At 49.8% G+C, this 13,286-nt stretch carries 5 protein-coding genes; 3 read left to right on the top strand and 2 right to left on the bottom strand.

Going from position 1 to position 13,286, the window contains the following annotated elements:
* Positions 1–99: 99 nt before the first annotated feature.
* Positions 100–7,692 (top strand): amino acid adenylation domain-containing protein, encoded by a 7,593-nt coding sequence (locus U2F10_RS35070; protein ID WP_499874777.1) that lies wholly within the window; start codon positions 100–102, stop codon positions 7,690–7,692.
* A gap of 154 nt (positions 7,693–7,846) precedes the next feature.
* Positions 7,847–9,397, top strand: a complete 1,551-nt coding sequence (locus U2F10_RS35065; RefSeq protein ID WP_499871961.1) for an IS5 family transposase — start codon at positions 7,847–7,849, stop codon at positions 9,395–9,397.
* A 78-nt stretch (positions 9,398–9,475) separates the two neighbouring features.
* Here the strand turns inward: U2F10_RS35065 and U2F10_RS35060 are convergent, their stop codons facing one another.
* The gene (locus U2F10_RS35060) at positions 9,476–10,186 is read right to left on the bottom strand and encodes an aspartyl/asparaginyl beta-hydroxylase domain-containing protein (RefSeq protein WP_163665647.1); all 711 of its coding nucleotides are present in this window, start codon (positions 10,184–10,186) and stop codon (positions 9,476–9,478) included.
* A gap of 38 nt (positions 10,187–10,224) precedes the next feature.
* On the opposite strand from U2F10_RS35060, the gene U2F10_RS35055 reads away from it, so the two are divergent.
* Entirely contained in the window at positions 10,225–11,988 is a 1,764-nt protein-coding gene (locus U2F10_RS35055; RefSeq protein ID WP_499874776.1) for an MFS transporter, read from the top strand.
* Between the two features lie 16 nt (positions 11,989–12,004).
* Here the strand turns inward: U2F10_RS35055 and U2F10_RS35050 are convergent, their stop codons facing one another.
* Positions 12,005–13,153, bottom strand: coding sequence for an acyltransferase family protein (locus U2F10_RS35050; RefSeq protein ID WP_499874775.1), 1,149 nt, complete (start codon positions 13,151–13,153; stop codon positions 12,005–12,007).
* Between the last annotated feature and the right edge of the window lie 133 nt (positions 13,154–13,286).

Below are 13,286 nucleotides of genomic sequence, written 5' to 3'. Positions count from 1 at the left end.
TCACCCATCCACCCCATCACCCATCCACCCATCCACCCATTCACCCTAACAGCCGGTGACCTAACACCCAAGAACACCAGCCGCGCAAGGAAAAGACCCATGCCAGAGCAAAGCCAACTGCAGCAACAAACCAAAATCAAAAGCCTGATCAAACGGCTCGCAAATTTGCCGCTGCAAAAGCGAGATGCTGTGCTTGCGCTGCTGCAAAAGCAAGGGATTGACCCGGCTAATTTGCCGATCTGGTCCTGCGATCGCACCACCAACCATTTCCCCCTCTCCTGGACCCAGGAACAGCTCTGGTTAGTGGATCAGTTAGCAGGCCCCAGCCCCACCTACAACTTTTTGGTGGTGATGCAGGTGAAGGGGCCATTAAAGATTGATGCACTGCAGCAGACACTCAATACGCTAGTGCAGCGCCATGAGATTTTGCGCACCACCTTTAAATCCATTGATGGTAAACCCAGACAGGTGATCCATGACAGCGGTTTCTGGCCCCTTTCTCTGGAAAACTGGCCCCATGGGGAAACAACTTCAGATTTTCAGAATGACAAGCCTGCCCCCCTAAACTCTGTTGCCGACCTTGCCCCAGGTCTGCAAACCTGGATTCAGCAAGAAGCTGCCAGGTGCTTCGATTTAGCCACGGGGCCACTGGTGCAGGCCAGCCTGATGCAGCGATCGCCCACCGACGCATTGTTGGTGTTAAATCTGCACCATATTATTTGGGACTGGTGGTCCATGGGCTGCTTTAGCCAGGAATTAGCCCACCTGTATCGCGCCCATAGCCAGGAACAATCCCCCCAGCTGCCACCGCTCTCCCTGCAGTATGTGGATTATGCCTGCTGGCAACGCCATTGGCTACAAACAGACAGGCTTAACCAGCATTTGGACTATTGGCAACAACAACTGGCCCAGGCTCCAGCCTTGTTGGAATTGCCCACCGATTATCCCCGTCCCCCAGTGCAAGCATTTAACGGGCGTACCCATAGGGTTCATCTATCTCCTGCTTTAAGTGCCCAGGTGAGAGACCTGGCCCAGCAGCAGGGGGTAACCCTGTTTATGTTGTTATTAACAGTCTTTCAGATTCTGCTCCATCGCTACAGCGGTCAGCCCGATATCCTGGTGGGCACCCCCATTGCCAATCGCCAGCATCCTGAGTTGGAGTCATTACTAGGGTTCTTTGTGAATACCCTGGTGCTACGCACACCCATTGATGGGACCGCCACAGGTGCCGAGCTGTTGCAAACGGTGAAAGCGATGGCATTAGAGGCCTATGCCCACCAGGATGTGCCCTTTGAACAGGTGGTGAAGGCGTTGCAGCCCCAACGCAGTTTGGCCTATTCCCCCATTTGCCAGGTGATGTTTGTGTTGCAAAATACTCCGCTAACAACATTGGCTTTGGATCAGGTGAGTCTGACACCGTTGTCTGTGGATGCTGCGATCGCAAAGTTTGATTTAACTCTCTCAATCCGTGAGACAGACCAGGGGCTGATGGCAACCTGGGAGTATAACCGTGATCTATTTGAAACTACCACCATTAAACAGATGGCCAGCCATTTTGAGCGCTTGTTGACTGGCCTGGTGGCAGATATATCCCAACCGGTGAGCGCTCTGCCCATGCTTAGTGAAACGGAGCGGCATCAATTGTTAGTGGACTGGAATCAGCCTGCGGTTGTGCCTCCAGAGATAGAAGCCTATCCCTGTATTCATCAGCTATTTGAAGCCCAGGTCACCCGCACACCCGATGCCACCGCACTGGTGTTTGAGGGAGAAGAACTCAGCTATCGCCAGTTAAACAATCGGGCTAATCAACTGGCCCATTATCTCCGCAGCCTGGGAGTTGGCCCTGAGTCATTAGTGGGTCTCTGTATGTCGCGCTCAATAGACCTGGTGGTAGGGCTGTTGGCAATTTTGAAGGCGGGTGGGGCCTATATTCCCCTGGACCCCACCTATCCGTCCCAACGTCTGCAGTTTATGCTTCAGGACTCACAGGTGAACGTTCTGGTGACTCAAAACCAGCATCTGGAGTTGTTCTCAGACTATAACGGCAAGATAGTCTGTTTGGATAACTGTGGGCAGGATGATACATCGAAAATTGCCCAGTATCCTGCAGAGAATCTTCCCAGAAATGGGACCGCCAATAATCTCGCCTATGTGATCTACACTTCGGGCTCCACTGGCAACCCCAAGGGAGTACTCATTCCCCATCGCAATGTTATTCGCTTATTACGGACTACCCAGGACCTTTATCACTTTAATCAACAAGACTGTTGGACCCTGTTCCATTCCTATGCCTTTGATTTCTCAGTGTGGGAAATCTGGGGGGCATTATGCCACGGTGGTCGCCTGGTGATTGTGCCCTATTGGGTGAGTCGCTCTCCCCAAGACTTTTATGATTTATTGGTGCATCATCAGGTCACAGTACTCAATCAAACCCCTTCAGCCTTTCAGCAATTGATGCAGGTTGATCAAGACCACGCTGTTGATTCCCTTGGGCTGCGCTACATCATTTTTGGCGGTGAGGCACTACAGGTGGAAAGTCTCCTACCCTGGTTTAATCGCCATGGTGAGGACCAGCCCCAATTAATCAACATGTATGGCATCACCGAAACAACGGTCCATGTTACCCATCAACCGTTAACGGCTGAGCACTCACAACAATCTTGCAATCCCATTGGTAAAGCCTTAGCTGACCTTCAAATTTATGTATTGGATCATGGTCTACAGCCAGTGCCCATTGGTGTAGCAGGGGAATTGCATATTGGTGGTGCTGGTCTTGCTCGTGGCTATCTCAATCGACCAGAGCTAACGGCAGAGAGATTTATTGCCAACCCTTTTGGGGCAGGGAGACTGTATAAAACAGGCGACCGGGTGCGGTATCGCACCGATGGCAGTCTTGAGTATCTGGGACGGCTGGACCATCAAGTAAAAATTCGCGGTTTTCGCATCGAGCTAGGTGAAATCGAAACGGTTCTCAGTCAGCACCCGCAAGTACAACAATGTATTGTTATTTCCCAGGCCAATGCCTCTAGCGATCCCTGTCTGGTGGCCTATATGGTGCCCAATAGCGATCTAAACTCTGGCGCAACAGAGACTGATGCAACAGAGACGGGCGATATAGATACCTATGCTCTGAAAGCCTATTTGAAGGAGCATTTGCCTGACTATATGGTGCCAACAGGGATCATGTCTCTTACCGCATTCCCCTTGACTGACAACGGCAAGATTGACCGTCAGGCCCTGCCTGTATTTGATGGAGCGAGTCCCGCAGCCACCTATATTGCCCCGATTACAGAGCGACAAAAACACCTGGCCAGTCTCTTTGCTGATGTGTTATCCCGACCCATTAATACCATTGGTCTCCACGATAGCTTTTTTGACCTGGGGGGTCATTCTCTCCTTGCGGCCCAGTTAGTTGCTCGTATTCGTAGCACATTAGATCTGGAAATGCCCCTGCGCACCCTGTTTGAATCTCCTACTATAGATGCCCTGGATGCTGCTCTGGATAAGGCTGCCTACCCTTCTCGGTCTGTCCCTCCCATTACGCCTCGATCCCAGAATGACTCTCCTATCCCCCTCTCCTTTGCCCAGGAACGATTATGGTTTTTAGCTCAGCTGGAGCAGCAGGAAAATCAGGTACAACAACAGGCGGAGCCATTGGCCATCTATAACATTTTTGCAGCCGTTCGCATCAGTGGCAGACCCAATGCCGCCGCTTTGCAACAGGCCCTGGATACCCTGGTGCATCGTCACGAGAGTCTGCGTACTCGATTTCCCGTTGTTGAGGGTGTGGCCAGGCAAGTGGTTAAGCCTACAGTGCAAATTCCGTTAGTGGTTATCCCAACGTTGGAGATTCCCCTGGAGGATTGGTTGTTGCAAAGGGCACAACAACCTTTTGACCTGGAACAAGGTCCCTTACTACGGATGGCGTTAGTCAATCTCGATGACGGGGCTGCGGTGCTAGCGGTAACAATACATCACATTATTAGCGATGGTTGGTCCATGCAGGTGCTGATTCAGGAACTGAGCACCCTCTACACAGCCTATGCCCAGGGCCAACCTGCGACCCTGCCGCCGTTAAAAATTCAATATGCTGACTATGCCCTCTGGCAGCGCCAGTGGTTACAGGGGGAAGATTTAGCCACCCAGTTAAGCTACTGGCAACAACAGTTGGCCAATCTACCACCGTTGTTAGAATTGCCCACCGATCGCCCCCGTCCTGCCGTCCAAACATTTCAGGGGCGGACCCATAGGATCAGCTTGCCGCCAGACTTAAGCCAGCAGGTGCGTGCTTTTGCCCAGCAGCAGGATGTCACCCTATTTATGCTGTTGCTAGGCACCTTCCAACTTCTGCTCCATCGCTACAGTGGGCAACGGGATATTGCAGTGGGTACCCCTGTGGCAAATCGTCAGCGGTTTGAACTGGAACCTTTGATCGGCTTTTTTGTAAATACGCTGGTGCTTCGCCTTGGTGTGGATGAAACAGATACGGTTGTTGCCTTTCTAACCAGGGTGAAACAGATGGCCCTGGAGGCTTACGACCATCAAACTGTGCCATTTGAACAAATCGTGGAAGCCCTACAGCCTGAGCGTAGCCTGGCCTATTCTCCCCTTTTCCAGGTGATGTTTGCCCTGGATGCTGAGCTTGCTCCCCTGGCTTCGTTGCCCGCTGGCCCATCGGAACTTACCCTGACGCCTCTGGCTGTGGATAGTGCGATCGCAAAATTTGACCTCACCCTGTCGATCACAGACACCACCCCTGCCCTGGTCACCCATTGGGAATACAACAGCGACCTATTTAACCCCGACAGCATTGAGCGCATGGCCCAGCAATTTATCACCCTGCTGCAGGGCATGGTGACCAGGGCATCCAGCCCCATCAGTGAGCTATCCCTCCTGACGGAGCCAGAACGACACCAGCTATTGATGGAATGGAGTGGTGCCCATGGTGAGTCTGCCAGTGGCGTCTCCGATGCTCAGAACCGAGAGGCCTGTATTCATCACCTGTTTGAGGCCCAGGTGCAACGCACACCAGATGCGATCGCCGTCAGCCTGGAATCGGAACACCTGAGCTATCAAGCCTTAAACCAGCGAGCTAACCAGCTAGCACATTATCTCCAAGACTTGGGCATAGGTCCCGAAACCCTTGTGGGCATTTGTATAGACCGCTCCCTCGACATGGTAGTGGGGCTATTGGGCATCCTCAAAGCTGGCGCAGCCTACGTTCCCATCGATCCCACCAATCCCCTAGCTCGCCTTGCCTTTATGCTACAGGATACTGGCCTATCTCTTCTGCTGACCCAGCACCATTTGCTGACGGCATTGCCAGACCACGGGGCAAAAACGGTGTGTTTAGATAGCGACTGGTCAACCATTGCCACCTGCCCCTCTACCAATCCCATCAGTCAGGTGGGTGCTGAGAATTTGGCCTATGTCATCTATACCTCCGGTTCCACTGGCCAACCTAAGGGCATTTTGATTGAGCACCAGGCCTTGATAGCCTTTACCCAAACGGCCATCACCACCTATGGGTTTTCCCCCACAGACCGGGTACTACAGTTTGCCTCCATTAGCTTTGATGCTGCTGTCGAAGAAATTTATCCCTGCTTGAGCGTCGGAGCCACCCTGGTGCTAAGAACTGAGGAAATGCTGGCTTTAGACCGATTCTGGTCCCAATGCCAGAACTGGCAAATTACCGTCCTCGATTTACCCACGGCCTACTGGCATCAACTGGTTTCCCAATTTATCCCCCAATCTTTGCAGCCTCTGCGGTTAGTCATTATTGGAGGAGAACGGGCAGACCCCAGGCAGGTTAACCATTGGCAGCAAAATGTCGGGCAGTTTCCCCAGCTGATCAATAGCTATGGCCCCACAGAAACCACCGTTGTGGCCACCACTTACAATTTTTCCACCAATAAGACTTCTGAAGGAACCCGGTTAGTCGAAGTACCCATAGGGCGACCCCTGGCCCATGTCCAAACCTATGTCCTGGACGCTCACCATCGACCGATGCCCATGGGCATTCCTGGTGAATTGTACATTGGCGGAGCCGGACTGGCCCGAGGTTATCTAAACCAGCCAGCATTAACAAAAGAGAACTTTATACCCCATCCCTTTGGCACAGGACGACTCTATAAAACAGGCGATCGTGTGCGGTATCGCCCTGATGGCAATATTGACTATTTGGGTCGTCTGGATGACCAGGTAAAAATTCGTGGCTTTCGTATTGAGCTAGGGGAAATTGAAGCGGTGCTCCATAGCCACCCCCAGGTGCAGCAATGTGTTGTTGTTACCCAGACTGATTCCCTGGGTCACTCGACATTGATCGCCTATGTTGTTGTCCAGGCTATCAGTAACGAGACAGACAATGAAGCAAAAAATGAAACAAATGGAGCGATTGAGACCAGTGCCTTAAAAGACTATCTGAAACAGTCCTTACCCCCCTATATGGTCCCTCAGTTGGTAGTCCCCTTGGATACCCTGCCACTCACCCCTAACGGAAAAGTAGATCGCCATGCCTTAAGGGCTCCTGATGGGGCTTTAGCACAGTCTCTCTCCTCCCAAACCTACATTGCACCCCGCACGCCGATTGAATTGCGGCTGGCCAAAATCTGGTCAGAAATCCTGGAGATTCGCCCCATAAGTGTGCAGAGTACATTCTTTGATTTGGGCGGGCACTCCCTCCTGGCAGTTCAGCTGATGGTCAGGCTACAGCAAGAATTTCAGGCCGATCTGCCCTTGGCTATCCTGTTCCAATCTCCCACGATTGAACAGTTGGCCATGTATCTTGAGCGGGATGGGGGGATTGATAACGTTTCAGATACGGTTCTAGTTCCGATTCAGGCACAAGGGAACAAAACACCGCTGTTCTGTATCCACCCCATCGGTGGAAATGTTTTTTGCTATGCCGCCCTGAGTCAGCAGCTAGGGGCAGACTATCCCCTGTACGGCCTCCAATCCCTGGGGCTGATGGGGCAACAGCAACCGTTGACCACCATTGAGGCCATGGCAGCAACGTACTGCCAAGAAATTAGAACGGTTCAGCCCCAGGGCCCCTATCATCTGGTGGGTTGGTCCATGGGGGGCGTTGTTGCTTATGAAATGGCGCAGCAGCTTAGCCAGCAAGGGGAAACGGTAGCGTTATTAGGTTTGATTGATAGTTACCTCTACTGTCCAAATATAGTCACTGGTGTGGAAAATGACCCAATGAATCACCCAGAATTCAATCAGGGGTGGTTGTTGATGGAGCTACTCAAAGACTTGGCTGGACAGATGGGGCAACCCTTACCCTCCCCATTACAAATCCTTCAAACTTCTCCCATGTCCCTTGCCCAGGCATTTGAGTTCAGCCAGCAGCACCAGCTTCTGCCTCCCGGTGTGACGTTTCACCGTTTAGAGCATCTCTGGCAAGTATTTCAGGCTAATGTGCTGGCCCTACACCAATATCGTCCCCAGTCCTATGGTGGATCAGCATTACTCATCAGTGCTGGCGAATCTGTGACACAGGCTTCAGATAAAATCTCGGAGCGAGTCCGAAATTCAGCTAGTCTGAGCTGGGAACAGATCCGTTGGGAGCAAATTATCCAAGGGGACTTCAAACAATTTACTATTTCTGGAGATCACTTTAGTCTCTTGAGAGAAGCCGATCAGATAACTCCAATCACCCATTATCTGAAGTCCTATATTTCGCTTTAACCCCCATGTCACAGCTCAATTTCTTGCAAATTAATTAGGGTTTGCTGTTGAAGTCCAGCTTTCATAGTTTGCAAGGGTTTCATTGTATTGAGATGTGCTTAAGTGCACGAAAAAGTGGCTAAAATGCTTAAAACCCTTGCACCTACTCAGGGAAATGTACCGACAATCATCACCTGGCCAGTTATCTTTCGAAGATTTTTATCTACCGTTTGGGGGCAAATTATCGTCGGAGAATCGCTGGGTGAAACTGGCCGAGATGATCCCATGGGATGAGTTCGAATCAACCTATGCTAGCCAGTTTAGCGAGGATATGGGAGCGCCAGCGAAGGGCTTTCGGATGGCTCTGGGCGCATTGATTATCAAAGAGAAATTGGGTACCAGCGACCGAGAGACGATAGACCAAATACGAGAGAACCCGTATCTGCAATATTTTCTTGGACTGCATGAGTACAGCGACACGCCCCCGTTTGATGCGTCGATGCTGGTTCATTTTCGCAAACGAATCCGTGTCGACCTGGTGTCAGCGGTCAATGAGTCGGTGGTTGAAGCAGGCATGGCCCCCGCCTCCGCCTCATCTGAGGACAGTGCATCCGAGAGCGATGATGACTCAGATCCACCAGCCCCGCCATCGAGTGGCAATCAAGGTCAATTGATTGTGGATGCGAGTTGTGCGCCTGCCGATATTCACTATCCGACTGACCTCGATTTACTCAACCAAGCGAGAGAGCACAGTGAACGGCTCATTGATGAGTTGTATCAACAGGTAGCAGGCTGTCTTCCAAAGAAGCCTCGAACGTATCGACAAACCGCCCGCAGAGACTACCTCAGGATTGTGAAACGGCGCAAGAAGTCACGCAAGTTGATTCGTAAAGGCCTCCGACAACAACTCAACTATGTGCGACGAAACCTAGGGTACATTGACCGGTTAATCAAAGCAGGCGCAACGCTTGCAGCGCTGAATCCACGAGAGTACAAGACCCTGTTGGTGATTTATGAGGTCTATCGCCAACAACAGCACATGTATCAACACAAGCAGCGACGGATTAATGACCGCATTGTGAGTATTTCACAGCCCCATGTACGACCCATTGTGCGCGGTAAAGCCGGAACCCCCGTTGAATTTGGAGCCAAATTCGCCATGAGTTGTGTGGCGGGCTATGTGTTTCTCGACCGTCTCAGTTGGGATAACTTTAATGAATCCGAAGACTTGATACCCCAGATAGAACGCTTTCGCGCCCGCACCGGACACTATCCCGCCTCAGTGCATGCCGACCAGATTTATCGGACACGCGATAACTTGAGGTGGTGTAAACAGCATGGCATCCGTCTAAGTGGTCCGCCCTTGGGTCGACCGTCACTCGATGAAGCTCAACACGCCTTCCTCCGACAACAAGCCCGAGACGATGAGAGTATTCGAGTCACTGTCGAAGGTAAGTTTGGTCAGGCCAAACGACGATTTGGACTCGGACACGTCATGGCCAAACTCGCCCAAACTGCTGAAACCATGATTGCCATCACTTGTTTGGTGATGAACTTGGAGAAACGGCTACGCCGTTTTATTGGCTTGTTTTTGATGGGGGTGATCCGCTTACTCCGCCGCTCTCAGGCAGATGTGAGACCCTTTACAGACACCTTAAGCAAGGACTGGCTGAAAAGGCTCGACCCTGGGAAAGGGGCTACTGACCCTGGCTGGGCTGCTGGATAATCCCTGAGATTTCTATTGAGTTTTTCAGCAAACCCTAATTATGAGGTCTGAATCGTGAATCTTCCCTGTAATCCGTGCCTAAAATTTAAGACGTTTGGCATACGTATATCTAGCAAATACAAGTACCCCTAGGTTAACAATATGAGCAGGCCAAGGCATGGGACGCAGAATGTCCAAAATCAGAACAATTCGGCTTTCGGAGGCATTGTTATGAACCTGATGTACATGGGTATCATCGAAGAGAATACTGTTGCCCTTTTGCCAGGTGTGGGGCTGATCTTTGATGTAAATTGTTGGCGGATTTATATCGGGAACGATTAAAGGCAGATGATAACGTAAATATCCTCGGGAAGGGCCTTCGTGGGCGGGAATACTTTTCCCTGGATCCAAAATGGAGAACATAGCCTGTACTAGCCCCGGCACTTGATGGATTACTTCCACGGTTTTAGGACATCGTTGTCGATTTTTCAGTGGCTTTTCTCCTAAGGAGAATAACATAAAGGTCCGCCAACTTTTTTGAGGATCACTCCCTTGGGAGATGGTGGTTTGATATTGATCAACCTCATGATATTTAGGTATTTGGCTCTGATCTGGCAACAAATCTAAAAGCTCTGCATAAATCTCATTAAGCGCATTATCTACAATTCTTAATTCGGGGCAGGTTTGATCAATATTAAAGAAAACAGGACGACTGTCTCCCCCTATAAATAAATCGAAATATCGATTTACCAGCTCAGTTAATCTCAGTCGAGAGAGAGTCGTGTGCACAGTATAATAAAATCTTTTCATTTGATAAATCCTTGTTAGGAAAACATTAGAGACAACCCATGGGCATATCAATGGTTCAAACGATTCAAAAGGGAAACGAAACTAAGATTTTGGTAGTCCTACTGGCCAGTATCTTAATGGACTTTTTGGGCTTTGGCATCGTGCTTCCCCTGTTGCCTTTCTATGCCCAATCCCTGGATGCGTCTCCATTGGAAATCAGCATTTTGCTGGGGTTATTTCCTATGATGTTGACCTTTGCACCCACCTTATGGGGCAGTTTGAGCGATCGCATCGGTCGTCGTCCGGCATTTCTTTTCAACATTGCGGGGACAACTTTATCCTTTTTGTGGCTTAGCTTTGCTAACACTCTATGGATGTTGTTTATGGCCCGTATTCTAGGGGGCTTGAGCAGTGCCAGCATGGTGATTGCTCAAGCCTATGTTTCAGACCTGACCACATCTGAAGAGCGCACTAAGAAATTAGGATTTCTAGGCGCTGCAGCTGGGATTGGTTTTGTGATTGGCCCTGTGATTGCCGGACTTTTGATCGGTGGTGACTCAACCAGCCCAAATTTTCGTTTACCGGCTTTAGCCGCCACCATTGCTTCCGGGGTAACATTTTGTGCGGCCTTTGGCGCGTTGCCCGAAGTGAAGCCCATAAGATTCAAGCCAGCAGTTCAGCACCGGCATCCCCTGGCTCAATTGCTCCCTGAGCTTAAGCAAGTTCTCCAACGTCCATTGGTTGGCATGCTGATCACGTTGACCTTTATCACCTTTTTCGGTGGCATTGGCATTCAAGCTATTTTTGCCCTGTGGTGTGAATGGCGTTTTGGTTGGGGAGCCCAGGAATTTGGTTATTTGCTGATTTTCTATTGTTTAACCATTGCCATCATTCAACTGAGTTTGCTCGGTCGACTCACCCGTTGGGTGGGAGAGATTAAGTTACTCCTATGGAGTTCTGCGATGGCCGCCCTGGGGCTTGTGCTGATTCCCTTTGCAAACAATGTTCCTCAGTTACTGGCAGCGCTGTTATTGACAATTTTTGCCCAAGCATTAGGAAATCCAGTGCTGGCCAGTTTACTCAGTCAGTTAGCTGGGGCGAAACAACAGGGTAAGACCCTGGGCTTGATGCAGTCTGTGATTGGCTTAGCTACCTTTTTAGGATCCGTTTGGGCCGGTTTTTTGTTTGGAAGCCTGGGAGAAAATTGGCCCTACTGGACTGGTGCAGCCTTAATTGCCATTGCGGTCATTCTTTGTTGGCAGCAAGTTACCCATTCCCGTTTCTCGGCGATCATGCGTCGTCGTCGTCAACAGAAGTTAATACATTTGTTTGAACTGTTGGATCTTGATAACAGTGGCACCATTGAACTCCAAGATTTTCGACAAGCGGGGCAGGCCTTGGCCAAACTTCGTGGTTGGTCTCCAGGAACATCGGAATATGAGGTTTTGCAGGCTTCCTTAGTGGGGTTTGGTGAAATGTTGCAACAGTTGGCTGATCGTGATGGCAATCAATGTATTGATCGGGCTGAATGGCTACATTGGTTGGAGCAAGAGGTGGATTATGACTTTGCCAATCTCTTTCTTCAGGTCATTGACACTAACCAAGATGGCCGGGTGGCTATAGATGAGTTGCGCACGTTCTACCAGGCCTATGGCATTCGGACAGAAGCATTGGAAGAAGCATTTCATACTCTAGATCTCAACCAGGATGGCCATCTTTGCCAGAAAGAATTTGAAACCATCTTTGCTCAGTTTCTCTATAGCAATGATGTTCAAGCACCAGGTAACTGGATTTTTGGTGTGAGTTTACCGCAGCGGCTTTAGGAAAATTTTGTTCTCCCTATGGTTTCATGCCAAAGCCCATGCGAACTAAGGGCCAGGGTTTAATTAGAAACTCATAGGTTAGGAAGGTGAATAGGGTAGTCAAAATGGTCAACACTAAGAATTCGGGAAAGATGCTGAGTCCTAGTTTAGGAATATAGAGCCCCAAAATCACGATCAGAGGATGGTGCACGATATAAATCGGTAATGAAGCCTGGCCCATGTATTTCAGGAAAGGATTGGTTATGGTGGCCAGATGACGGCGGGTAAGAATCAGGATTGATGCGATCGCGCTCCAGGTATGAACCCCCGTTATAGCAGAACGCAGCAGGTATAGCCCCAGATCAGACGTATCTCCATAAAAGTTTTCCTGGTATTGGCTCAACAGCAATAAGCGTGCCAGTAAACTGACCAGGAATAGACTATAAAACAAACCAGCTTTGGCTTGGATAGCCTTGCCCAGACGGGAGTCTACATACATCAGATAGCCAATCACAAACGCCCATAGGTTATAGACAAAATGTCCCCAGTCCTGAAACAGAGTTTGGCAGTCAAACAAGGGCCACACATATCCTAAAGTTGCCATAGCACCACCAAAACCGAGCATCGGTAGCCAAATAATATGGCGATACAGCAAGTTTGCCATCGCCATGATAGTTGCCCTAGACAATCGAATTAAGACGACTAGAACAGTGAAGCTCATCACCAAGAGATAGGCAAGAAACCACAGATGTTCCCACCGAGGCCCCAACCGTGAACCACAAGGCCCCAGCAAAATTGTCCCCATGTGCAAGGGCAAGTAATGTATGAAAAAATCAGTGAGATTACGAGGGACTAGATGGTTAGGCCAAAGATACCGTTGTATCGGTCCCAACGTTACCATAAATATAACGAGGGGAATTAAAAGTCGCTGAATCCGTTCTCTGTAAAAATCACGAATTGATCGTTTGCTTAAGGAGACCGCTGCGCTATAGCCTGCAATCAAAAATAGAAGAGGCATATGCCACGATGACACTAAGGCAATGTAAAGTTTCAAGAGCAAGGCTGTCATACTTGCTGTCTCTACTTGTGAAAACCCTGGGATAAACAACATCAACCAGACCACGTGTAGAGGAATGAGATTAAGAATAACAACCGTTCTGATCCAGTCAAAGTCGTAGTGTCGCATTGCCCATTGATGCTAAGCGTCAGTCAAATTAATATCATTTCAAAACTGACATAAAAATATATTTCTGCCATTATGCAAGATTATTAACGTTAAAGAAAGTACGGTAATAACGGACTAAAAGCCCCGTCAGTTG

It is taken from the genome of Leptothoe sp. EHU-05/26/07-4 (assembly GCF_043421015.1).
Classification (GTDB): Bacteria; Cyanobacteriota; Cyanobacteriia; order Phormidesmidales; family Phormidesmidaceae; genus Leptothoe; species Leptothoe turfae.
The sequence above is the reverse complement of the archived record's forward strand: the minus strand, read 5'-3'. Positions and strand labels throughout refer to the sequence as shown.

Coding starts and splice junctions, on each gene's coding strand:
- U2F10_RS35070 (WP_499874777.1), top strand. CDS start 100: ATGCCAGAGCAAAGCCAACTGCAGCAACAAACCAAAATCAAAAGCCTG.
- U2F10_RS35065 (WP_499871961.1), top strand. CDS start 7,847: ATGTACCGACAATCATCACCTGGCCAGTTATCTTTCGAAGATTTTTAT.
- U2F10_RS35060 (WP_163665647.1), bottom strand. CDS start 10,186: ATGAAAAGATTTTATTATACTGTGCACACGACTCTCTCTCGACTGAGA.
- U2F10_RS35055 (WP_499874776.1), top strand. CDS start 10,225: ATGGGCATATCAATGGTTCAAACGATTCAAAAGGGAAACGAAACTAAG.
- U2F10_RS35050 (WP_499874775.1), bottom strand. CDS start 13,153: ATGCGACACTACGACTTTGACTGGATCAGAACGGTTGTTATTCTTAAT.